The 23,629-nt window shown below is 73.4% G+C and carries 18 protein-coding genes; 14 read left to right on the forward strand and 4 right to left on the reverse strand.

What is annotated here, in order from left to right; all coding sequences use genetic code 11:
• Positions 1 to 64: 64 nt before the first annotated feature.
• Together ACFVVU_RS18770 and ACFVVU_RS18775 are read right to left on the reverse strand one after the other, a co-directional pair.
• Entirely contained in the window at positions 65 to 5,278 is a 5,214-nt protein-coding gene (locus ACFVVU_RS18770; RefSeq protein ID WP_387790998.1) for a pre-peptidase C-terminal domain-containing protein, read from the reverse strand.
• A 388-nt stretch (positions 5,279 to 5,666) separates the two neighbouring features.
• Positions 5,667 to 6,470, reverse strand: a complete 804-nt coding sequence (locus tag ACFVVU_RS18775) for a hypothetical protein (protein ID WP_387791000.1) — start codon at positions 6,468 to 6,470, stop codon at positions 5,667 to 5,669.
• A 445-nt stretch (positions 6,471 to 6,915) separates the two neighbouring features.
• Here ACFVVU_RS18775 and ACFVVU_RS18780 point away from each other — a divergent pair, with 445 nt between their 5' ends.
• Positions 6,916 to 7,557, forward strand: coding sequence for an AAA family ATPase (locus ACFVVU_RS18780; protein WP_387791002.1), 642 nt, complete (start codon positions 6,916 to 6,918; stop codon positions 7,555 to 7,557).
• Between the two features lie 77 nt (positions 7,558 to 7,634).
• Positions 7,635 to 8,390: a thioesterase II family protein gene (locus ACFVVU_RS18785; RefSeq protein ID WP_380680299.1), complete on the forward strand. Its 756-nt coding sequence runs from the start codon at positions 7,635 to 7,637 to the stop codon at positions 8,388 to 8,390.
• A gap of 96 nt (positions 8,391 to 8,486) precedes the next feature.
• Here the strand turns inward: ACFVVU_RS18785 and ACFVVU_RS18790 are convergent, their stop codons facing one another.
• A complete protein-coding gene (locus ACFVVU_RS18790; RefSeq protein WP_380680296.1) occupies positions 8,487 to 8,975 on the reverse strand; it encodes a MarR family winged helix-turn-helix transcriptional regulator in 489 nt (162 codons plus the stop codon).
• A gap of 92 nt (positions 8,976 to 9,067) precedes the next feature.
• Here ACFVVU_RS18790 and ACFVVU_RS18795 point away from each other — a divergent pair, with 92 nt between their 5' ends.
• The 4 genes from ACFVVU_RS18795 to ACFVVU_RS18810 all read left to right on the forward strand — a co-directional run bounded on the left by ACFVVU_RS18795 (position 9,068) and on the right by ACFVVU_RS18810 (position 14,874).
• Positions 9,068 to 9,442, forward strand: coding sequence for a DoxX family protein (locus ACFVVU_RS18795; protein ID WP_380680293.1), 375 nt, complete (start codon positions 9,068 to 9,070; stop codon positions 9,440 to 9,442).
• Between the two features lie 208 nt (positions 9,443 to 9,650).
• Positions 9,651 to 11,477: a S8 family serine peptidase gene (locus ACFVVU_RS18800; RefSeq protein ID WP_387791004.1), complete on the forward strand. Its 1,827-nt coding sequence runs from the start codon at positions 9,651 to 9,653 to the stop codon at positions 11,475 to 11,477.
• Between the two features lie 224 nt (positions 11,478 to 11,701).
• On the forward strand, positions 11,702 to 13,684 hold the full coding sequence (locus ACFVVU_RS18805) for a LodA/GoxA family CTQ-dependent oxidase (protein WP_380680287.1): 1,983 nt from the start codon (positions 11,702 to 11,704) through the stop codon (positions 13,682 to 13,684).
• Complete coding sequence (locus ACFVVU_RS18810; RefSeq protein ID WP_387791006.1) at positions 13,681 to 14,874, forward strand: tryptophan 7-halogenase; 1,194 nt, start codon at positions 13,681 to 13,683, stop codon at positions 14,872 to 14,874. The genes ACFVVU_RS18805 and ACFVVU_RS18810 overlap by 4 nt, the downstream gene beginning before the upstream one ends.
• Here the strand turns inward: ACFVVU_RS18810 and ACFVVU_RS18815 are convergent.
• Positions 14,837 to 15,637, reverse strand: a complete 801-nt coding sequence (locus ACFVVU_RS18815) for a DUF4389 domain-containing protein (protein WP_380680281.1) — start codon at positions 15,635 to 15,637, stop codon at positions 14,837 to 14,839. The genes ACFVVU_RS18810 and ACFVVU_RS18815 overlap by 38 nt on opposite strands.
• Before the next feature lie 329 nt (positions 15,638 to 15,966).
• Between ACFVVU_RS18815 and ACFVVU_RS18820 the strand changes: the two genes are divergently transcribed.
• The 8 genes from ACFVVU_RS18820 to ACFVVU_RS18855 all read left to right on the forward strand — a co-directional run bounded on the left by ACFVVU_RS18820 (position 15,967) and on the right by ACFVVU_RS18855 (position 23,553).
• Complete coding sequence (locus ACFVVU_RS18820; protein WP_380680278.1) at positions 15,967 to 16,356, forward strand: hypothetical protein; 390 nt, start codon at positions 15,967 to 15,969, stop codon at positions 16,354 to 16,356.
• Entirely contained in the window at positions 16,353 to 18,326 is a 1,974-nt protein-coding gene (locus tag ACFVVU_RS18825; protein ID WP_387791008.1) for a GMC family oxidoreductase, read from the forward strand. Before ACFVVU_RS18820 ends, ACFVVU_RS18825 begins: the two co-directional genes overlap by 4 nt.
• Complete coding sequence (locus tag ACFVVU_RS18830; RefSeq protein WP_387791010.1) at positions 18,323 to 19,216, forward strand: hypothetical protein; 894 nt, start codon at positions 18,323 to 18,325, stop codon at positions 19,214 to 19,216. The genes ACFVVU_RS18825 and ACFVVU_RS18830 overlap by 4 nt, the downstream gene beginning before the upstream one ends.
• Positions 19,217 to 19,385: 169 nt before the next feature.
• Positions 19,386 to 19,919, forward strand: a complete 534-nt coding sequence (locus tag ACFVVU_RS18835; RefSeq protein WP_380680270.1) for an EF-hand domain-containing protein — start codon at positions 19,386 to 19,388, stop codon at positions 19,917 to 19,919.
• A gap of 60 nt (positions 19,920 to 19,979) precedes the next feature.
• Entirely contained in the window at positions 19,980 to 21,134 is a 1,155-nt protein-coding gene (locus ACFVVU_RS18840) for an isocitrate/isopropylmalate family dehydrogenase (protein ID WP_387791012.1), read from the forward strand.
• Positions 21,131 to 21,751 (forward strand): cysteine hydrolase family protein, encoded by a 621-nt coding sequence (locus ACFVVU_RS18845; RefSeq protein WP_380680264.1) that lies wholly within the window; start codon positions 21,131 to 21,133, stop codon positions 21,749 to 21,751. The genes ACFVVU_RS18840 and ACFVVU_RS18845 overlap by 4 nt, the downstream gene beginning before the upstream one ends.
• Positions 21,748 to 22,752 (forward strand): SAM-dependent methyltransferase, encoded by a 1,005-nt coding sequence (locus ACFVVU_RS18850; RefSeq protein ID WP_387791013.1) that lies wholly within the window; start codon positions 21,748 to 21,750, stop codon positions 22,750 to 22,752. The genes ACFVVU_RS18845 and ACFVVU_RS18850 overlap by 4 nt, the downstream gene beginning before the upstream one ends.
• Before the next feature lie 99 nt (positions 22,753 to 22,851).
• Entirely contained in the window at positions 22,852 to 23,553 is a 702-nt protein-coding gene (locus ACFVVU_RS18855; RefSeq protein WP_387791015.1) for a type 1 glutamine amidotransferase domain-containing protein, read from the forward strand.
• Positions 23,554 to 23,629 lie beyond the last annotated feature (76 nt).

Consider the following 23,629-nt stretch of genomic DNA (forward strand, 5'->3'; position numbering starts at 1 on the left):
CCCTCGGAGGTAGGCCGGGCCGACCGGCCGGTTGGCCGGTCGGCCCGGGGTGGCGGGGCGGGGATCAACCGGTCAGAGCGAGCTTCGCGGTCAGCGAGCCGGTAGCGGCGCCCTGCGGGTCGAACAGCACCGTGTACCGGCCGGCCGAGGGCAGGGTGGTGGCACCGAACGTGCACGACGTCCCGCAGTACTGCGGGGACAGCAGCACGGAGCCGTCCGGCTTCAGCACCGAAACCCTGGCCCCGTAGGAGCCGCCGCCGACGCCGGCGGAGAAGGTGAACGCCGCCTTCTGGCCGGCTCCGGCGCTGAACGTCCAGACGCCGTTCTGCCCCGGCACCACAGTGTTCAGCGCGGCCGCCGTGCCGTCCGTCGCGAGCGGCACGGTCGCATCGGCCGGAACGAACCAGACCTTGGCCGTGAGCGACCCGACCGCGGAGCCCTGTGGGTCGAAGACCACTGTGTAGGTGCCGTCCACCGGCAGCGCCAGGGTGTCGTAGAAGCACGCGTCACCGCAGTACTGACCGCTGCGCCACACGGAGCCGTCCGGTTTGAGGACGTACGCCCTGGCCTTGAGTGAATCGAGCGTGCCGGCGGACAGGTCGATGAAGACGCGCTGGCCGGTCGTTCCGCTGAACGACCACCGGCCGTTCTGTCCCGGGGTGGCCGTGGTGACCCGGTTGGCCGTGCCGTCCGGAGTGACCGTGTTCGTGGGGTCCGCGGGCACCGTCCACGCCTTGGCGGTCAGTGTGCCGGCGGTGCCGCCGGAGGCGCGCAGGGCGATGGTGTAGGTGCCGTCAGCCGGTAGGGCCGTGGTGTCGAACCCGCAGGAGGTGCCGCAGTACTGTGAGGCCAGGAGCGTCGAGCCGTCCGGCTTGAGGACCGAGACCTGGGCGTTGAAGTCGCCCAGTGTGCCGCCGGAGAGGTCGATGTAGATCCGCTGGCCGGTGGTTCCGGTGAACGTCCACGCGCCGTTCTGGCCGGGTGCGGTGGTCGTCAGGGTCGATGCCGTGCCGTCGGTCACGAGTTGGCGCACGATGTCGGCCGAGACGCTGGCGGTCATCGATCCGACGGCGGTGCCCAGCGGGTCGAAGAGGATCCGGTAGGTGCCGTCGGCCGGCAGGGACGTCGTGGCGATGGTGCAGGTGGGGCCGCAGTAGCGTGGGGTGTGCAGGACCGAGCCGTCCGGCTTCAGGACGGAGACCTGGACCTTGAGCGAGTCGAGCGTTCCGCCGCTGAACCCGAAGGCCACTTGCTGCCCGGCCGTCCCGGCGAACGTCCACACACCGTTCTGGCCCGGGGTGACGGTGGTCAGCCGGCTGGTCGTGCCGTTCAGCGGGAGGGCGGCCGTGACGTCCGCCGGGACCGTCCATGCCTTCGCCGTCAGTGAGCCCGCGACGCCGCCGGAGGCGCGCAGGGCGACGGTGTAGGTGCCGTCAGCCGGTAGGGCCGTGGTGTCGAACCCGCAGGAGGTGCCGCAGTACTGTGAGGCCAGGAACGTCGAGCCGTCCGGCTTCAGCACCGACACCTCGGCCTTCGTGGAGGTGAAGGTGCCGCCGGAGAGGTCGATGTAGACGCGCTGGCCGGTGGTTCCGGTGAACGTCCACGCGCCGTTCTGGCCGGGCGCGGTGGTCGTCAGGGTCGATGCCGTGCCGTCGGTCACGAGTTGGCGCATGACGTCGGCCGAGACGCTGGCGGTCATCGATCCGACGGCGGTGCCCAGTGGGTCGAAGAGGATCCGGTAGGTGCCGTCGGCCGGCAGGGACGTCGTGGCGATGGTGCAGGTGGGGCCGCAGTAGCGTGGGGCGTGCAGGACCGAGCCGTCCGGCTTCAGGACGGAGACCTGGACCTTGAGCGAGTCGAGCGTTCCGCCGCTGAACCCGAAGGCCACCCGCTGCCCGGCCGTCCCGGCGAACGTCCACACACCGTTCTGGCCGGGTACCGTCGTGGTCAAGGCCGACGAGGTGCCGTCCAGCGGGAGGGCGGCCGTGACGTCCGTCGGGACCGTCCATAGCTTCGCCGTCAGTGAGCCGACCCGGTTGCCCTCCGGGGCGAACACCAGCTTGTAGACGCCGGTCGTCGGCAGGGCGGCGGTGTCGAATACGCAGGCCGGGGCGCAGTAGGAGGTCGAGAGCACGCTGCCGTCGGGCTTCAGCAGGGAGGCTCGGGCGGCGATGTCAGTGATCGTCCCGTCGGACAGGCCCACGGAGACCCGTTGCCCAGCCGTGCCGTTGAACGTCCAGACGGCCTTCTGGCCGGGCACGGTGGTGGTCTGCCGGGAGGCCGTGCCGTCTGCGGAGATGGTCGTGGTGACGTCGGTGACGGTGAAGATCCGCGCGGTCAGGGAGCCGGTGGAGGCGGCCCGCGGGTCGTACCGGACCGTGTAGGCGCCGTCGACCGGCAGGGTGGCCGTGTCGAACCCGCAGGAGGTGCCGCAGTACTGTGAGGCCAGGAGCGTCGAGCCGTCCGGCTTGAGGACCGAGACCTGGGCGTCGAAGTCGCCCAGTGTGCCGTCGGAGAGGTCGAGGTAGACCCGTTGGCCCGCGGTGCCCTGGAAGCTCCAGCCGCCGTTCTGGCCGGGGGCGTTGACGGTCAGTCGCGATGCCGTGCCGTCGGTCGCAGCGGTCGCGGTCGTGTCGGCCGGAATGGCTGTCACCTTCAGCGCGTACGGTCCGGCGGCGTCGTTCTGCGCCGTGACCGCCAGCCGGTGGGTGCCGGCCGCCAGGCCGCGCACCTCGCCGCCCTGGCATCCGTAGCCGGAGCCGGCGGTGGCGCCGCCGGGTGTCAGCAGGCTCCACCGCAGGTTGGCGTTCCCGCTCGGGCAGGCCGTCGGCCGGACGTAGACCGCGGAGCCGGCCGGGAGGTCGAACCGGTATTCGTCCTGGGCCGCGGCGTTCTCCAGGTTGCCCGCGCCGGGTCCGGGCACTCCGTCGGAGACGGTGAGCGGGAGCGTGGTGGTGAAGGACTGCGCCGGGACGGCCTCGATGTGCAGGGCCAGGTTGTCGATGCCGAACGCCTGGCCGCCGATGCCGCTGATGCCGGTCGCGGCGACCGTGAACTCGGCCTGGCTGCTGCCGTGGGTGAACGGCACGGTCACGCGGTACCTGGCATACGGCACGTTCCCGGAGAGCGTTCCGGTGGCCGTCGGGGTGAGGTTGCTTGGGACGGTCACGGTGGGGCTGCCGCGGTCGACTCGGGTGGTGATCGTCTTGGCCTCGGTGCCCGAGGTCCAGTCCCCGATGGCGAGCAGGTCGAACGCGAGCGTGCCGCCGAGGTGCGGAGGCAGGCCCTGGACGTAGGAGCGGTAGGACTCGGTGCTGGTGAAGGGGCCGGCGAAGGAGGTCGTGCCGGGGTCGGTGGCCAGCCTGGCGGGCGACAGGTTGGGCGGCAGCGAGCTTCCCTCGAAGTCGGTGGCCAGGTCGCCGGAGGCGTTGACGCCACGGGCCTGCGGATCGGTGCCGACGGTCTTGCGCTGGGCCGCCGAAGTGGCGAACCGGGTGTCGGCGGTCAGCGCGAGGTCGAGGACACAGCCGTTGAAGGCGGGGCCCGCCGGAACGCCTGCGGCCTCGCACTGCGCGGAGGCCAGGGCGATCTGGTCCGGCGCGAGGTCGTGCCAGGTGACGATCGAGCGGGGGAAGGTGAGGTCGGTGAAGGTCGCCGTGCTCTGGCCCGGGCCGTAGGTGAACAGTGACGATTCGCCGGTCACGCGCCAGGAGTCGGCGTAGTCGCTGTGGAGCAGGGTGGCCGAGGCGTTGGCAGGCAGCTGGGTGCCGTTGGCGTACCGCAGGTCGTTCGCGGGGTTGCCGTCGGCGTTGCCGAAGAGCCCGACCAGGTCGCTGTCCGCGGACGGCGGCACCCAGAGGCTGGCCTTGCCGTACGACCAGGCGAAGACCGGGCCGCCGACGCCCTGCCAGGTCACGAGGTAGCGGTTGGAGGAGTCGCGGGTGACGAAGGTGCCCTCGCCGAGTGAGAGCAGCTTGCCGCTCTGCAGGGTGTACGGGCTGCCGTCGAGGGTGAAGCCGTTGTTGTCGAACTCGACGCGGTGCTCGTTGACGTCCATCGCGACCCGGCTCACCGTGGAGACGTTGCTGTCCGCCCACAGCGGAGTGAAACGCCCCTGGATCGTGAAGCCGTAGCGCTCGGACTCGGCGAGCAGGAACTCGCCTGCCGACTGGAGGTCGTAGTTCAGCCCGTCGACGGTCGCGATGTGCGGATCGCCGTTGGCGTGGGCGCCGTAGTGGTCGAGTACGTACCAGAGGATCAGCGTCGCGAGGGCCACTCCGCCCAAGGCGAGTGCGGCCGGCGCGGTCAGGCCGACCTCCGCCAGGAAGGCGGCGCCCGCCGCCGTGCCGAGCCAGGCCTCCAGCTCGGAGATCAGCGTGGCGGCGACGACGGTCGCGCCCCCCGCGGCGAGCACGTTCTGCGGGACGCCGTCCCGGACCAGGACCTCGATCTTCTGGAGCAGCTCCGCGGGCACCGGTACCGGTACCGGCGGGACCGGGGGAGTGGTCGGTTCCGCGGTCGGTGTGCTGGACGGCGAGGCCGTCGGTTGGCTCGACGGCTGGGTGATCGGGGGTGCCGGCGGTTGGACGCGGTCCTTGTCGCACACCGCCTTGTCCGGCTCCTCCTCGATGTGCAGCAGCCCGGCCTGCGGCGAGGTCGCGACGTAGGTGCGCCGCGTGAAGCCGCTCTCACCGGCCGACGTCTTGCAGGTCTCCTTCGAGTCCCACACCTGGAACTCGTCCCGGTAGGTTCCCCACCGGTTCAGCACGGTGCCGCGCCGGACGCCCGTCATGCCCTGGCCGCGGAAGTGCTGGATGTACCCGTCGACCTGGGTGCTCCAGTCCGCGTAGTCCTTGTTCTCCGTGGTCTTGGCCTCGTAGACGTCGACTCCGGCCCCCGCGTTGGTGCGGTCGTACACCACGATGTCCGGGCGCTTGCTGTCGGGCAGCTGCATCTCCCACTGGACGTTCGGGCTGATGGTCCCCAGGCTAGGCGTCTCCAGCCTGTCGCTGAGGTACTTGACGGCGCGGGCCTGGCCGATGGCCTCGACCCCCTGGCCGCAGGACGACCGCCGCAGCACCAGCCCGGGCGGGCCGGCCTGCAGACACCCGGGCGCCTTCTTCAACCGGCGTCGGGTCGTGTACTCGTACCCGTTGATGCAGCGCTTGGCCTCGCCGCTCTGTCCGATTTCCCAGTTCTTGTCATTCGTGCACGGGGCGGCCATGGCTATGCCGCCGCCCCAGTACTGCTCGATGGGGGCTATGAGCCCGAATATCAATATGAAGGACAGAAAGAGACATAAGCGACGCATGGCTTCTCCGAAGAGCGATAGGCGATCACGGCGGCGCTGATCGTAGTCAGTCGCGATCGCCTCGGGCCAGAGCGTAGGCGGAACGTTCGCATAACATCGGATGTACCCGGAGTCCGGGTCCGAGTGGTGTGAAATGGAATTGACCCATCGAAGCCGATCGCCCCGGTTCGGGTGCAGATGTCCCCCGGGCCGGTCGGTCGTCGGTGGATGTCGCGGGGATTTCCGGGGAAAGCAGTCCGTTGGGAAGGAATTGCGTGGTGCGAAAAGTGCCGAAGCGGGCGCGGGATTGACGGTCGATCGCCCGTGTGGCTGAAGTCCCTGACTCCAGCCACATGATCCGAACCCTGCGAAGCCCCTAGAACGCCCCGCTCACGTCGAAGAAGCCGACCTCGTGTGCCGGCGGGAGTACGAGGACCGGGCGGGGGTCGGTGCCGTCGAGCGCGCAGTCGAACAGGCCGGCGGACAGTCGTTGGACGAGCCGGTCGCCGACCACCGCGGGCACACCGCCCACGTAGCCGGGAGCCCGGGTGAACCGCCGGACCGCTCCGGTGGCCACGTCCTGGAGGAACAAGGGGGGTACGTCCTCCTCGGAGAACTCCTCGACCAGCAGCAGTTCCCGCTCGCCGGTCCAGGTCCCGTTGGGGCTCCCCAGCGTGCCCAGCCCGTCGTAGCGGGTGAGGACCGACCCGTCGGCCACGGACAGGACCACCGTGTCGGTCCGGTCCGACTCCTCGTCGATGTAGCTCACCGACACCAGCCCGCCGTCCGGGGACCAGGCCACCCCGCTCTCCGACCGCCAGCCGGCGGCGGACCACAGCGGCCTCCGCACGCCCGTCGTCAGGTCGGTGATGTCCACCCGTACGTCGTCCTCGTCAGCCAAGGTGGCCATTGACCGCCCGTCGGGTGACAGCGCGGCCTGGTAGACGAGACCGTTCGCCTGGGCATCGAACACTTGCCGCCGACCCGTCGCCAAACAGGACAGCACCAGGTCCCGGTCCGGCTGGTTCTCCGGCCCTGTCCGCACCAGCACGTGACCGCCGTCCCAGGAGAGTGCCAGAGGAACGGCCGCCGGATCGCGCGGCAGCCCGGTGGCCTCGACCAGTTCGCCCGTGTCCGCGTCCGACACCACCAGAACACCGGTCCCGTGCGCAGCGTTCACCAGCGCTGCGAATCCGGCCCGCCGCACCGGTCGCACGTCGATCGAACCGGGCCTGAACTCCGCTGACCTGTCCGCCATTACGGCACCTCCACGGCATCCCACCGGGGCCTCCCCGGGCGCGCCGGAGCATAGCAACCGGCGGTGTCCGGCCAGGGTGCGGACGACGTGCCGCAGCCCGGACGACCCCACCGTCGCCTGCCGTGACCTCGGGGCCTGACGTTCCCCCGGTGCGTTCTGCACGATCCGTGTCCGTGTTGCATGCCGTCCAGCCGGTGGAAGCGGAGGGTCGACGGCCCGGAGGGAACCGTTCGCGGCCCGGGCGGTGTGGATTGTTATCGTTCCGGGTCGGACGCGGAAGGGGTGAGAGGGCGGCATGGACAGGTCGGCCATCGTGGACGGGCCGGGGGCGGTCCCGCCCGGCGCGGGACGGACGACGGGGGCGGGGATGGAACCGCGAGGCCTGCTGGACCTGCGCGGCGAGGACGGCGCACCGTTCGCCGTCCACTACCCGGGCGATGCGGTCGTGGTGGTCTCCGGACTGCCCGGCAGCGGCAAGAGCACCCTGCTGCGCCGCTGGTCCGCCCGCGCCCCGCGGGCCGTCACCGTGGACCCGCGGGCGGTGCACGAGGCCTGCGCCGCCGTGATGCCGGACCGCCTGCCGTACGCGGTCTACCGGCCGTGGGCGCGACTGGAGCACTTCCGCCTGCTGCGCCGCTCGGTGCGCCGGGGCGGGCCGCTGCTGGTGCACGACTGCGGCAGCCGGGCGTGGATGCGCCGCTGGCTCGCCCGGGAGGCGGCCCGGCAGGGGAGGGAGCTGCACCTCGTCCTGCTGGACGTGGGCGAGGCCACCGCCCTGGACGGTCAGCGGGCGCGCGGGCGCCGGGCCTCGCGCCGGGCGTTCGCCCGGCACCGGCGGGGCCTCGGCCGGCTGCGCGCCGCCCTCGGCGCGCACGCGCGCGGCGCCGCCGTGACGCCCGTTCCGGAGGCGGTGTCGGTCCTGCTGCTGGACGGCGTCTCCCGGTCCCGGGCGGCGGAGGCGCGGTTCGGCCCCGGCACCGGCCCGGGTGCCGGTTCAGCCCAAGGTTGACGCGGGTGCGGGTCGGCCGGGGACACTGGGGCGAAAGATGATCCTGTCGACCCGTCAGCCGCGAGGGAGTGCCCTGAATGTCCGGCAGCACCGCCGTCACCGACAGCCTCTGGTTCCGCCGATTCCACCCCTTCGACGCGGCGCCCGCCCGGGTCGTGTTCTTCCCGCACGCGGGCGGCTCGGCCGGCTTCTACCGGGACTGGTCCGCCGAACTCTCGCCGTACGCCGACGTGCTCGCCGTGCAGTACCCCGGCCGGCTGGACCGGATCGACGAGCCGGCCCTGGACTCGCTGACCGAACTCGCCGAGCGCGTCTACACGGCGCTGCGGCCGTGGGCCGACCGGCCGCTGGTGCTGTTCGGGCACAGCATGGGCGCGGCGGTCGCCTTCGAGGTGGCGCGCCGCTTCGAGCGCGACGGCGTGAGCGGCCCGGTGCGGCTGTGCGTCTCGGGCAGCCGGGCGCCGTCCCACCCCCGTGACTCGGCTGTGCACCTGATGCCCGACGAGGGGCTGATCGCGGAGCTGGCCCGGCTGGGCGGCACCGACGAGCGGCTGCTGGCCGATCCGGAGCTGCGGGCGCTGATCCTGCCGTCGCTGCGTGGCGACTACACGGCGATCGAGACGTACCTCGCCGAGCGGGGGGAGCACGTCGCGGTCCCGGTCACCGCGCTGACCGGGGACGCGGACCCGCGGGTGACGGTCGAGCAGGCGCACGACTGGGCCGCGCACACCACCGAGGCCTTCGACCTCCACGTCTTTCCGGGCGGCCACTTCTACCTGACCCCCGAGCGCCGCGCGGTGCTGGACGTCGTGACCTCCCACCTGCGGGCCTGACGGCACCGGGCCCCGGCGCGGCGCCGTCATCCCCGGGCGCCGCGCCGACCGTACCGGACTGTCGCGGGCCGGCGCCGTCGCCGGCGCCGTCGCGGGTCAGCGCCGGGGCGGGGGCCAGGTCAGGCCGGGGTCCATGGCCTGCAGGACCTGGAGGCAGATCCGGCGCAGCTGTTCGAGCTGTTCGGGGTCCAGGGGGTCGACGACCAGGGACCGCACCTGCTCCACATGGCCGGGCGCGCTGTCGACCAGCTTCCGGAAGCCCTCCTCGGTGAGCACGGCGTTGGTGGCGCGGCCGTCGCCCGGACAGCGCTCGCGGCGTACGTAGCCCTGCCCTTCGAGCCGGGTGACCACGTGCGACAGGCGCGAGAGCGAGCCGTTGGCGAGGACGGCGAGGTCGCTCATGCGCAGCGTGCGGTCCGGGGCGTCGGAGAGACCGGCCAGGACGAGGTACTCGAACTGGTTCAGGCCCGAGTCGGTCCGCAGCTGGGCGTCCAGGGCGGCGGGCAGTTTGATGATCATCGCGCTGAACGCCTTCCAGGCCTCCAGTTCGGATGCGCTGAGCCAGCGCGGTTCGTCCCTGTTCATGGCGATCACTCTAGTAACCCGAACATTCACTTGACGCTTCAAGTAGGCGCGGCGTATTTTGCTTGAAGCTTCAATTCAAATTTCGGAGTGACATGAACGTCTTTCTCTGGGTCCTCGCCGGCCTCCTCGCCGCCCTCTTCCTCGCGGCCGGCACGCCCAAGCTGCTCCAGTCCAAGGAGAAGGTCATCGAGGCCACCGGGACCTGGGCGGTGAACTACCCGCCCGCCGCGATCAAGGCGATCGGCCTGCTGGAGATCCTGGGCGGCATCGGCCTGGTCCTGCCGGCCGCCGTCGACATCGCGCCCGGTCTGGTGCCGGTCGCCGCGACCGGGCTCGGGATCGTCATGATCGGTGCCGCCGTGGTGCACGGCCGACGCGGTGAGGGTCGCAGCGTGGTGGTCAACGTGGCCCTGCTGGTCCTCGCGGCGGTCGTGGCCTGGGGGCGGTTCGGGCCGTACGCGTTCTAACGGACGGTCAAGCGGCGGTCGGGGATGGGCGGAATCGGTCGCGGGAAATCAAATGTTGACACGTTTGTGACAGCGGGGCGTGCGTAAAGCCTTCCCCAAGTGCGCACCGTTCTGGCATGTTGCGCTCAACCCCGTGTGACCCCCTCAAGCACGGGCCGATCGGAGGACGCACGTGTCACCCCTGATATCCCGTCCGATATTTCGTCCGATGTCCCGGCAGGTCGGCCGCCCCACCGCCGCGCTCGCCCTCCTCGCCGCCGCGGCCCTGGCGGCCCCCGCGACCCTGGCGACCGCGGCGCCCGCCGCCCCGGCCGGACCGGTCCCGGCGGCCGCCCCGGCAGCCCCCGCCCCGCAGGCCCCGGCCGCGGTGACCGCTCCGTCGGCCGCCGCCGGCTGGGCCGCCGGGACCCGCGCCTACCTGGTGATCAGCGCCCCCGCCGACGTCGCCGCCGCCAAGGCCGCGGTGACCGCCAACGGCGGTACGGTCTTCGCGAGTTACGACGCGATCGGCGTGGTCGTCGCCCACGCGACGGCCGGCACCTTCGCCACCGCCCTGCGCGCCGTGCCCGGCATCCAGCAGGTCGGCGCCACCCGGACCTCGGACGTCCCGGCCGACGCCTACAACCCGGCGCTGCCGGCCAACCCCGCCCAGTCGGCCACCACCCTCACCGAGACCAACCGCTGGGACATGACCCAGATCAAGGCCGACCAGGCCTGGGCCGTCTCCACCGGCTCCTCCGCCGTCAAGGTCGGCGTGCTGGACACCGGCGTCGACGACCAGCACCAGGACCTCGCGCCCAACTTCGACGCCGCCGACTCGGTCTCCTGCGCGTACGGGAAGCCCGACACCCGCACCGGCGCCTGGCGCGACGTCGACACCCACGGCACCCACGTCGCCGGCACCATCGCCGCCGCCAAGAACGGCAAGGGCGTCGTCGGCGTGGCCCCCGGCGTCAGGATCGCCTCGGTGCGCATCGCCGAGCCGACCAGCACGCTGTTCTTCGCCGAGAACACCGTCTGCGGCTTCGTCTGGGCCGGCGACCACGGCTTCAAGGTGACCAACAACAGCTACTACACCGACCCCTGGCAGTTCAACTGCCCGGACAACCTGGACCAGGCGGCCATCATCGAGGGCGTCCGCCGCGCCCAGGAGTACGCCGAGGGCAAGGGCTCGCTGCAGGTCGCCGCCGCGGGCAACTCCAACTACGACCTCGCCAACAAGACCACCGACAGCGACAGCCCCAACGACTCCACCAAGGTCACCCGGACCATCACCAACGCCTGCCTGGACATCCCGACCGAGCTGCCCGGCGTGGTGACCGTCTCCGCGATGGCCAGTGGCACCGCGAAGGCCTCCTACTCCAACTACGGCCGGGGTGTCATCGACGTCGCCGCGCCCGGCGGGGACGGTGCCACCGGGGTCTACTCCACCCTGCCCGGCGGCAAGTACGGCACCAAGAGCGGCACCTCGATGGCCTCCCCGCACGTCACCGGCGTCGCGGCGCTGATCGCGAGCGCCAACCCCACCTTCACCCCGGCCGACCTCCGGGCCAGGATCGCCGCCCAGGCCAACGACGTGGCCTGCCCCGCGTCCGACGGCCGCTGCACCGGCACCACGGCCGTCAACTCCTTCTTCGGCGAGGGCCAGGTCGACGCGCTCAAGGCCGTCGGCGGCGGCACCCCGCCGGCGGGCAAGTACTTCGAGACCCTGACCGACGTGGCGATCGCCGACAACGCCACCGTGGACAGCCCGCTCACCGTCACCGGCGTCGGCGGCAGCGCCCCCGCGGCGCTCAAGGTCGGCGTCGACATCAAGCACACCTACCGCGGTGACCTGGTCGTCTCCCTGGTCGCCCCGAACGGCACCGTCTACCTGCTGGAGGACTTCCCGAACGGCGACAGCGCCGACGACGTGGTCAAGACCTACACGGTGAACGCCTCCGCGAGCCCGGCCGACGGCACCTGGAAGCTGCGCGTCAAGGACGGCGCCGCCGGCGACACCGGCACCATCGACGCCTGGAACCTGACCTTCTGATCCTTCCGGTCCTTCCGGTCCTTCCTGTCCTTCCGGTCCTTCGGGACCTTCCGGTCCTTTCGACGGCCGACCCGTCCGGCGGGCAGCGCGGACGGGCCCGGCGCGGCGCGCGCTTCACCCGTGTGCGCCCTCCACTGCCCTGGTTCGGCTACCGAAGAACCAGGGCAGTGGGGCATTCCGGCGCCGCCGGCCCGCGCGCCCCCGGCCGCCGAGAGGACCGTCCGTTGACCGACGACATCGCCTACGCCAGGATCCACCCCGCCATCGGCATCGCCCGGGTCGGCAACAGCGCCCGTGACGACGGCTGGTTCTACGGCCCGGAGGTCCCCGACCCGCCCGCCGAGCCGGCGGGCTCCTACAAGGACGACCAGGGCGCGATCAAACGCCAGGCCGCCCGCTTCCGGATCTACGGCTACACCGCCGACGGCCGGGCCGTGCGCGAGCTGACCGTCACCGACGCCCAGGTGACGATCGAATGGTCGGTGCACGTGGCCAACAAGAAGGCCGCCTGGTACGAGTTCAGCCTCCCGCTGGACATCCCCGACATGAAGGACAAGCCCGAGCCCCGGCGCAACGCCAAGGTCGCCGACCGCGCGAGCCTGATCATCGATCCCGGCCCCAAGAAGCTGGTGGCCGGCCGCACCGACGTCGTCGAGTTCACCGGTGGCTCCTTCCTCGGCACGGCCGTCCCGCTCGGCCGGATGCACACCGACCCGGCCGGCCGCCTGGTGGTGCTCGGCGGCCTCGGGAAGTCCCGCAATCCCAACGGCGACGGACTCCACTCCTACGGCAACAACGACGGCTGGTGCGACGACACCTCCGACGGCCCGGTCACCGCCACCGTCACCCTCGGCGGCAAGGCGCTGCGCGTCGACCCGGCCTGGGTGGTGGTCGCCCCGCCCAACTACGCGCCCGACGTCAAGACCGTGCGGACCCTGTACGACGTGCTCCACGACCTCTTCGTCGCCGAGGGCGGGCTGGAGCCGCCGAAGACCGTCAACTTCGACCGGGACGTCAAACCGATCCTCCACCGGTTCTGCGAACTCCAATGGGTGAACAAGGGCTTCGCCACCCACTTCGGCTTCGGCGGGCCCGAGTACTTCCTGGCCCCCGACCACCTGGCCAGGCTCGGCAGCCCCTCGGCCACCCAGGAGGAGCTGCGCCGCCAGGTCTACACCTCGCTGCGCGACCCGAAGCGGGACGGCATCTCCCCGGTGCCCTGGCCCTGGATCTACGGCGACGGCATGGTGAGCAAGCCGGTTTCCACCGCGCTGCTGCAGTACCTGACGCTCTCCCCGACCCAGGACTCCGTCCTGCTCGCCTGGATGAAGGGCGAGTTCGAGACCACCCCCTGGCCGGGTTTCCCGACCGACCTGGAGAGCGCGCCGGTCGCCGACCAGCCCGGCCTGCTGGACCGCGCCGCCCTCGACTTCTGCCTCGCCGACGCCTTCCACCCCGGCTGCGAGGTCACCTGGCCGATCCGCCACGCGACCCTGTACAGCGACCCGCTGCGGATCCGCCCACGCCCCGCGGGCACCGTCGAACCGGACTACGGCGAGAGGCTCAGCCAGGCCCGGGCGCTCGGCCCCGACGGTCCGCTGCACCAGTCCGGGCCGGGTGACCTGACCCGCTGGATGGCGGTGCCCTGGCAGTCCGACACCGCCAGTTGCCGCTCGGGCTACGAGTCCATCGCCAACCTCGGCCCGCGTTACGACCCCTACCTGCCGACCTTCTGGCCCGCGCGGGTGCCCAACCACGTCCTGAAGGAGAGCGACTTCCGGATCGTCAACAAGGAGACCACCCCGACCGAGGAGGACGGCCGCGAGGCCGCGTTCGCGCACCGGGCCTCCTGGCTGCGCGGCCTGAAGGGCGATCACGACCAGCAGCTCATGCAGGCCGCGGCCGAGTGGTACAAGTTCGGCATCGTCGAGGTCCGCGCCTACACCGTGGGCGACGGCCGCTTCCCGGACCGGATCCTGGTCGAGTCGGTGCCCGGCTTCGACCTCACGGGCGTCTCCGACAACCGCAACCTGGTCGCCGTCCACGTCCCCGCCGCGGTCGTCGGCGAGGACGCCTTCACCGCGCAGACGGCGAGCGTGGTCCTGGAACACACCGGCCTGTCCGGCGAGGAGGTCGTCATCGGCTACTTCGACAAGGTCGACCCCTTCGGCGTGGACGCCGGGCGGCCCGCCGAGGGCGGCTCGTGACGCCGTCGTACGACGTGGTCGTGGTGGGCGGCGGTCCGGCCGGTGCGGCCGCCGCCCTCGCGCTGGCCGGCCGGGGGCGCGGCGTCCTGCTCGCCGACGCCCCCGGCGGACCGCCGGCGATCGGGGAGGCGCTGCCCGCCGCCGCCCGGATGCTGCTGCGCGACCTCGGCGCCGCCGGCACCGTCCCCGGCGACGGGCACCTGCCCTGCTACGGCAACCGCTCGGTGTGGGGATCGGCGGCGCCGGCCTCGGTGGACAGCATCCGCGACCCCCACGGGCCCGGCTGGCACCTCGACCGGCCGCTGTTCGACCGGCGGCTGCGCGAGGCCGCCGCGAGCGCGGGGGCGGAGGTCCGCACGGCCACGGCCCGCCCCGTGCGGCGGCATCCCGACGGCACCTGGACGCTCGCCCTGCACGGCGGCGCGGGGCCCGGCGCGGTGGTGCGCTGCCGCTGGCTCGTCGACGCCACCGGGCGCCGGGCCGCCGTCGCCACCACCCACGGTGCCCGCCGGCTCGTCGGCGACCGGCTGGTCGCGCTGCACCTGGTGCTCGGGCCCGGGGACGGCGTCGCCACGGACAGCACCACGCTCGTCGAGGCCGGGCCCGACGGCTGGTGGTACAGCGCGCCGCTGCCGGGCGGTCGGCTGCTGCTCGCCTTCTTCACCGATGGCGACCTGCCGGCCGCGCGGGGCGGGGCGGAGGCGTTCCGGCACCGGCTCGCCGTCACGGGCCCCACCGCCGCCCGGGCCGCCGGGCACCGGTTCCCGTCGTGTGCCTCGTCCCGCTCGTCCGCCTCGTCCGCCTCGCTCGCCGCGCCCGTCCGTGCCCCGGCGCACACCGCCCGCCTCGACCGCGTGCACGGCGAGGGCTGGACCGCCGCCGGGGACGCCGCCGCGGCCTTCGACCCGCTGTCCTCCCAGGGCATCCTCACCGCACTGTGGACCGGCCGCGCCGCCGGTCTCGCGGTGGACGCCGCGCTGGCCGGCGACCCGTACGCGCTCGACCGCTACGCGACCGCCGTCACCGGCGTGGTCATCGCCTACCGCCGCAACCACGCCGCCCACTACGGCCTCGAACGGCGCTGGCCCGCCCGGCCGTTCTGGCGGCGCCGCCACCCGTCCGCGCCGGCCGTGCCCGCGCCGGACCCGTTCGTCAGCCGGCCGGCGGGCCCGGCAGCAGCGGCCCGGTGACCTCCTTGACCTCCTGGTCGTCGTCGTTGACGCTCGCGGTGATCGAGCCGGTCGCGCTGGACAACAGGCCGAGCAGCAGGAAGGCCACCAGCAGCCCTCGGCCCGCACCGCTGAGCACCAGCGGCCGGGTCGCCGACACCGGGCCGCCCGGCTCCGAGCCGGGCTCGTCGCCGAAGAGCTGCTTCGGGTAGGCCGGGGTCAGCATCATCAGATAGGCCAGGTACCGCATGCGGTAGCGCAGCACCGCCGCCGTCGCCTCGAACAGCGGCTGCGGCATCCGCCCGAGGATCAGCACCACCAGCCAGCTGATCCAGCCGACCACCCACCAGCCGGCGAACAGCAGCCCCTGCACGACGGCCGCCGGAATGACCAGGACCAGCCGGAAGAACACCGCGAGCCGGTTGAGCTCGCCCGGCCGCAGCTCGACCCGGACGGGGTGGTCCGGAGCGCGGAAGGCGAAGGGCGGATAGCGGTCGTGGGTCAGCAGGAGGTAGGACGTCACCCGGGTCTCGTACGGCAGGTACGCCGACAGGTAGTCGGCGGCGAAGCCGGGCAGGCGGCCCAGGACCAGTGCGCCGAACCAGCCGACGACCGTGACGAAGAAGGCCACCACCGACAGCGCCCAGACCACGATGAACTGCGGGATCAGCAGCAGGAGCCGCAGCAGCACGGTCAGCCGGTTCTGCGGTCCGGGGGCGGGCAGGTCGAGCGGGGGCAGCCACTCCGGCGGGTAGCGGACGGCTTCGGGGGGAGCCTGCCACATCGGGGGCCTCCAGGTCTCGGCACCGGGCGGACGGCGCGACGAGGCCGCGCGTGCTCCGAAGATCGCAGCCCCGCCGCGCTGTCCGCGCGCTGCGCTGCTCCATCCGGCGGAGTGCGCGCCGGGCGGTCCGCTCCGATCATTTCGACATCTGATCCGACAAGCGCTTGGTGGCCATTCAACGAGGTGGCGGACAGAAGACCGGCAGGTTCGAACGATTGCGGTCGGAACACCTCGGGAGGCGGTCGGCGGGGCAGCATCGCTCCCAACGCGATCGGGTTCCCGCCGATCGGCTGTCATGTTCGGGGCGTGCTCACCACGGAGGTGCCGGTTTGCCAGCGATCGACGACCACGACCACGACTACCGGTCCGACGCGGCCGGCGAGGTCCGCGTGCCCGCTGCGGACAGCCTCCCGGGCCTCGCCGACTTCGACGCCTTCCTGCGCCTCTCCGCCGATCTGACCGGCTTCGAGGAGACCGAGCTGCGCGACACCGGGATGGCGCACGAGCACCACCGCACCCTGCTCGCCCACCACGTCCGCGACGAGCACGCCCTGCTCCACCTCTGGTACGTCGGCGCCTGGCCGGACGAGCCGCCCTCGTCACCCCGAGCCCACGACCGGGGCCTGATGTGGCGCACCTTCCACGGCGCCGCCCCCGGCAGCGCCGCCCCCGGCCACGGCAGCTGGGCCCGGGTCCCGCACGACGGCGGCGACCGGTGAGCCGCCCGACGTCGGACCGCCACGCCGACGGCAACCGCCACGCCGACGGCAACGACCCCGTCGACGGCGACCGCCCCTGGGACGTCGTCGTGGTCGGCGCCGGCTTCGCCGGCTCGCTGGTCGCCCACCGCCTCGGCGGACACGGTCACCGGGTGCTCGTCCTGGAAGCCGGTCACGCCGTCCCAGGCCCCGCCGTGACCGGCACCGCCCACCGGGCCGCCGGCGGCGGCACCCCCACCTCGCCCTACCCGCGCAGCGCCGACGCCCCCTCCCCGGACGTCGACGACCTGACCGGCCTGCCCGACGGCGGGTTCACCGCCACCGGACACCTCGTCCAGCACGGCCCGCTGCCCTACGCCAGCGGCTACCTGCGGGCCAACGGCGGCACCGGGCTGCTCTGGACCGGCCTCGCCCCGCGCATGCACCCCGAGGACTTCCGCACCGCCGACCTCGGCCACGGCCGCAACTGGCCGATCGGCTATCCGGACCTCGAACCGTACTACCGCCAGGCCGAGCGGGAACTCGGCGTCGCCGCCGACGCCGCGCAGCAACGCCGCGCCGTCGGCCTGCCCATCCCCGACGACTACGCCTTCCCGATGCGCCCCGTCCCGGCCAGCCACCTCGACCGGCTCGCCGCCCGCGCCCTCGACGGCCGGACCGCCCGGGACCCGGCGGCGGACGGGGAGACCCGGCTCACCGTCAGCACCACCCCGCACGCCCGCAACGCCCGGCCGACGCGCGACGCGGACGGCGTCCACCGGCCCACCCGGGACGCGGACCGCGTCGATCACCCCGACCACCCGGAGGGCCCGCTCTGCCAGGGCGCCGCCGCCTGCGTCCCGGTCTGCCCCACCGGCGCCAAGTACACCCCGCTGCGGACCCAGGCCCGCTGGGCACCCGGCGTCCGGCTGCGCACCGACGCCGTGGTGAGCCGGGTCCTGGTCGACGGCACCGGCCGCGCCACCGGCGTCGAGTACCACGCCGAGGGCGCCACCCACCGGGTCCGCGCCGAGCTGGTCGTGCTCGCCGCCCACGCGATCGAGAACGCCCGGCTGCTGCTGCTGTCCGGTCTCGCCAACCGCAGCGACCAGGTCGGCCGCAACCTGATGGACCACCCGGTGCTGCTCACCTGGGGCCTGCTGCCGCAGCCGACCGGTCCCTACCGGGGGCCGGGCTCCACCAGCGGCCTGGAGGCCTTCCGGTTCGGCGCCGCCCGGGCCCGCCGGGCACCCTTCCGGATCGAGATCGGCAACTGGGGCTGGTCCTGGGCCGGCCGGCCGCCCGGGGTCGAGACCGCGGACCTGCTGCGCGCCGGGCTGCGTGGCAAGGAACTCCGCGATCGTCTCGGCGACCGCCTCGGCCGCCAGTTCTCGCTCCAGTTCGAACTGGAGCAGCCCGCCGACCCGGCCAACCGGGTCACCCTCGACCACGGCCGCCGCGACCGGCTCGGACTGCCGAGACCCGCCCTGCGCTACGACCTCTCCGGCTACGTCCGGCAGGGCATGGACTCCGCCCGGGCGGTCTCCGACCAGCTGTTCGCCCTGCTCGGCGCCGAGGACCACACCCGCTACGACGCCGGCCCCGGCTGGCCCGGGCGCCTCGAACACCGCGGCCGGGTCCACGGCTACCGGGGCGCGGGGCACGCCGGCGGCACCCATGTGATGGGCGACGCGCCCGGCACCTCCGTGGTCGACGCGTGGCAGCGCTGTTGGGACCACTCCAACCTGTACGCCGTCGGCTGCGGCTCGATGCCCTCCCTCGGCACCTCCAACCCCTCGCTCACCATGGCCGCGCTGGCCCTGCGCAGCGCCGACCGCATGCACCGGGAGCTGACGGCGCTGCGGCGGCCGGCCGCCGTCGCCGCTCCGCTTCCGTCCCCGTCCCCGTCCCCGTCCTCGCCGTCCCCTGCGTCCCCTGCATCCCCTTCGTCACCGACCTCGTCCCCGACGCCGTCCAGGGAGCCCTCATGACCGGTCTGCCGCTGCCGCCCGTGCCGGAGCCGTACTACCTGCCCTTCCACTACGGCGCGCTGCACAACATCGGCGTGGACTTCCTGGTCGAGCCCGGACCGGTGCGGGCCCTGCTCGCCGAGCGGCATCCCGCGCTGGCCGCCGCCGACTTCGGCGGCCGGGCCTGCGTCTCGCTCAACTACCAGCTGTACTTCGCCCAGTACCCGACCGGCGGCGGGATCACCGAGGAGGTGGAGATCAACGTCATCGCCCATCCGGCGTCCGCCGTCGACCGGCTCCCGGCCGTCGACTACGGTCAGTACGCCCGTGGCCACGACCAGACCAGGCTGCTCGGCATCGCCCGCCTCCACGTGCTCTGCGACAACCCGCTCGCGATCGACGCGGGCACCCGCCTCTACGCCGAACCCAAGCACCCCGGGTGGTTCACCGCCGTCCTGCCCTCGCTCAACGCGGCCGCCGTGCACGACCGCTGGTCCTTCGTCTGCCACCGCGCCGGCCTCGGACCGGAGGGCCTGCGGCGGTACGAGGAGGAGCTCTTCGCGGTCGAGGCGGACCTCGCCGGTCTCGACGGCGAGCCGGTGGTCAACACCCCCGTCACCGGTTACGGCACCGACTCCGCCGGGCGGCTGCTCGCCGGTCCGCTGACTGTCCACCAGCCCTACCGCTTCCACCCGCTCGACGCCCGCACCGCCGACCGGATCCGGCTCACCCCCGGGCGGCAGCGGCCGGGTCCGGGGTCGGAGCCGGAGCCGGGGGCGGAACCGGGGGACCGCAGCCGGGAGGCCGCCGCCGACCTCGCCCGCCTGGTCGGCGAGGCACCCGCCGCCGGCGTGTGGACGTACCAGTCCGCCCCGGTCGCCGCGCACCACCGCCCGTACTACGTCCGCTGACCCGGGCACCCGGGACGGCCCGGCGTCGCACCGACCGTCGGCCGAGCCGGAGCGCTTCACTCCATCAGGTGAAGCGGACGGCGACGGCCCGTCCGCACCGCCACCGCTCGCCGATAGTGGGGACCGATCGGGCACCGAGCCCCCGACGTACGGAGAGAAGGAGCGGCACATGCGGAACGAGGCCACCCAGCGGGTCGAGCTCGTCTTCGAACTGTTCGACGCCAATCGCAACGGCGTGATCGACATCGGCGACTTCGATCTGATGTCCAGGCGCGTGGTCGAAGCCGCCGCCGACTCGGACGAGACAGCCAAGGAGGCCATCCGGGCCGCCTTCCGGCGCTACTGGGTGGTCCTGGAGACGGAGCTGGACGCCAACGGGGACGGCGTGGTGACCCGGGAGGAGTTCCGCGCCTTCGTGCTGTCGCCCGAGCGCTTCGGTCCGACGATCGCACAGTTCGCCGACGCCCTGGCCGCGCTCGGCGACCCGGACGGCGACGGCCTGGTCGAACGCCCACGGTTCGTGGCGCTGATGATCGCTATCGGCTTCGGACACGCCAACATCGACGCCCTCTTCGACGCCTTCGGACCGACCGCCGACGACCGGATCCCGGTGGCCACCTGGGCGGAGGGCATCCGCGACTACTACGCCCCGGACAAGGCCGGGATTCCGGGCGACCGCCTGGTGGGCAGCCCGACCACCTGATCAGTCCGGCGCCGGCATCCCGCCCGTACCGGACCAGTCGACGACCAGCCGAGGAGCAGTGTGAAACCAGCAGTCGGACTCGCCGTGGGCCGGGGAACGGGCGTGGAGCTCGCCGCCGTCTTCGAACGGGCCCTGCACCGGATCGTGGCCCCGCACGGCGCCGGGATAGAGATCGTCCGGTCCCCGCGGACCTACCACTCCTACGTCTCGCTCCGTCAGGAGGTGGGCGACACCGAGCGGATCCGCCGGCTCACCGAGGAGGACGCCGGTCACTACGAGCGGTTCTGCCGCGAGCTGGCGCGGGCGGGCACGACGGCCGTCTTCCGGACGGCCGTCAACGCCCAGTCGCTCTACCTGGTCCGCCAGCGTCTGCAGGCCGTCAAGGTCGAGCCGATCGCCGCCGGGGACGCCTCGCTGCTGCTGGTCCGGGACGAGGCCCAGGGCTTCTACACCGGGGAGAACCGGCACGCCCCGGGCGTGGTCACCCGCACCATGGAGTTCAGCCGGGAGATCACCGGCAAGGTGCTCGACTACGCGGTCCGGCGCGCCTGGCGGCAGTGGCCCGACCGCGGGCCCGCCCGGGTGGTGATGGCCTACAAGTTCCATCTGCTGGACGGTGCCCTGGACGACTGGGTGGAAGAGCTCGGGCGGGGCCTCGGCGTGGAGGTGCGGCTGTTCCAGCCCGACACGGTCAACCGCAACCTGATCACGCACGGCCTCGGCGACCGTACGGTCATCCTGGCGGGCAACGAGTGGGCCGACATCATGCACGTCGTCCTGCTCGACCGGTTCGGCGGTGCGCGGCAGGAGAGCCGCTGCACGGAGAACGTCCACCTCCACCCGGAGCTGGCGGAGCTGGTGGAGTACCAGACCGTGCACGGCTCCGCGGACGACCTCACGGGCAAGGACACCGTCAATCCGGTCGCGACCCTGCGTGCCGCCGCGGTCGTCGCGGAGCGGCACGCGGGCTGCCCGGGAGCCGTGGCCACCGTCGAGCGTGCCCTGGCCGTCGCCGAGGAACAGGGCATACGCACCCCCGACCTCGGCGGCCGGCACTCCACCACGGCGGTGGTCGACGCGGTGCTCGACGCCCTGACGGCGCGGGCGTCCGCCGGTCCGTCGCCGGTAGGTCCGCCGTCGGTCGGCGCCGCCCGTTCCTCCGGCCCGCTGCCCGGCGCCACGCTGCCCGTCGGCACGCTCGCGGACCGTTCGTGAGTGCCGCTGCGCAGCGGACCGCGCTGATCGTGATCGACCTGCAGAACGACTTCTGCGCCGGCCCCGTCGCCGCCGCCCGCTATCCCGGGGATCCGCAGCGGCTCGCCACCGTCGCCGCCAACACGGCCCGGGCCGTGCGGACGGCCCGCGCACACGGTACCGAGGTGGTCTTCGTCCGCTTCCTCGGCGACCCGGTGCACCAGGGCGTCGCCTGGCGCCACCGGGACGCCGTCCTGGGCAAGCGCCCCAAGTGCCTCGAAGGGAGCTGGGGCGCCGAGTTCCACGGCGTCGCGCCGGAGCCCGGCGAGGAGGTGTTCACCAAGCACGCCACCTTCGACGCCTTCCTCACGGAGGGCTTCGGCCCGTACCTCACCGGCCGGGGGATCGGGCACCTGGTGTTCGCGGGCGTCTTCGCCGACGTCTGCGTGGACAGCACCGCGCGCACCGCCTTCCAGAAGGGCTTCCACGTGACGGTGCTCCGTGACTGCACGGCCGCGCTGCACCACCCCGACGAGGACGTGCTGCGCTTCATGAGCCGCGTCTACGGCGCCCGCGTCACCACCCACGACCGACCCGCCGTCTGGACGCGGCTTCCCGAGCACCTGGAGAGACCATGACCACCGCCGCGGCCGCCCCCGGCACCAGCGCCGTCACGACCTCGGTCGGTGCCGCCACCGGAGTCGCCGCCGGTGCCGCCACCGGCGTGGACGGGGGCGTCGGACGGACCGCGCTGATGGTCGCCGCAGCCCGGGCGATCGAGAGCCACCGCCCCGGAGCGCTCGCCCGGGACCCGCTCGCCGAGCACTTCGTCCGCGCCGCCCGCGCCTCCGCGCACTGGCCGGTCCACCCCCGGGACGTCCCGGGCGGTGGGGACGGCGGGGACGGCGCGGAGGATCCGCTCTGGGGGCGGCTCGGCGGCTACTTCGCGCTGCGGACCAGGACCCTGGACGACCACCTGCTGCGGGCCGCCCGGCTCGGGGCCCGGCAGGTGGTGCTGCTCGGTGCCGGGCTGGACGCCCGCGCCCACCGCCTGGACTGGCCGTCCGGCACGACCGTCTTCGAGCTCGACCGGGCCCGGGTGCTCGCCTTCAAACAGCAGGTCCTGGACCGGATCGGCGCGCGGCCGGCCGCGCGGCGGGTGCCGGTGGCCTGTGACCTGCGGGTCGACTGGGCCGGCGCGCTGACCGCCGCCGGCTTCCGCCCCGGCGAGCCGAGCGCCTGGCTGGCCGAGGGCCTGCTGCTCTACCTGCCCGCGGCGGCGGAGCGGCGACTGGTCGCCACCGTCGACCGGCTGAGCGCCGCCGGGAGCAGTCTGGCCTATGAGGTGAAGCTCGGCCTGGAGTCCTCCGTCGTGCGCCGCAACCCCGTGTACCTCGCGGCCCGTGACCGCCTCGGCATCGACCTGCTCGCGCTGTTCGACGACGAGCCCCGGCCCGACACCGCCGCGGACCTGACCGCCCGGGGCTGGTCCACCGTCACCCGCACGCCCTTCGACTTCACCCGTCACTACGGCCGCGGTCCCCGCCCCGAGCCCGATGACGCCCTCGCCGCCAATCGCTGGACCTTCGCCGCCCGCGGCCCGCTGGCCGGCCCCCGCTGCCGGCGGGCCAGGGGTTGACCCGAAGGGCTCTCCGAATGGTGCGGACCTCGGGGCGGCCCTACCGTCGAGGGCACGAGCGAGTCGAGTACGACCGGCCGACGATCCGGAGACCCCACCATGTCGAAGAAGATCCTTTTCGTGATGACCGGCGCCGACCACTGGACGCTGGCCGACGGCACCCGGCACCCGACCGGCTACTGGGCCGAGGAGGCCGCCGCGCCGTACGAGGAGTTCAAGGCCGCCGGGTGCTCCGTCACCGTGGCCACGCCGGGCGGCGTGGTGCCGACCGTCGACGCCGCCAGCCTCGCCCCGGACGTCAACGGCGGGGAGGAGGGCGCGCGAAGGGTCGCGGAGGTGCTCGCCGGGGCCGAGGAGTTCAAGCGCCCGACCGGGCTGGCGGACGTCCGGCCGGACGACTACGACGCCGTCTACTACCCGGGCGGCCACGGTCCGATGGAGGACCTGGCGGTCGACGCCGACTCCGGCCGGCTGCTGGTCCGCGCGCTGAGGTCCGGCAGGCCGCTCGGCGTCGTCTGCCACGGGCCGGCCGCGATGCTGGCCGCGGTCGAGGAGGACGGCGGCAACGCGTTCAAGGGCTACCGGGTCTCGGCGTTCAGCAATGAGGAGGAGGCGCAGGCCGGCTTCGCCGACAAGGCGAAGTGGCTGCTGGCCGACCGCCTCGCCGAGGCCGGTGCCGACGTGCAGGTCGGGGAGCCCTGGGCGCCGAAGGTGGTGGTCGACCGCAACCTGGTCACCGGTCAGAACCCGGCGTCCGCGGCCCCGCTCGCCGTCGAGCTGTTGAGGAAGCTGTCCGGCTGACGGGGCCGGGCGCCGACCGCGGACGTCGCCCGCCCGGTCCGGTCCGGTCCGGTGCGGCGTCGGCCGTCGGTTTGTC

The sequence above is a fragment of the Kitasatospora sp. NPDC057965 genome (assembly GCF_042887135.1).
Lineage (GTDB): Bacteria > Actinomycetota > Actinomycetes > Streptomycetales > Streptomycetaceae > Kitasatospora.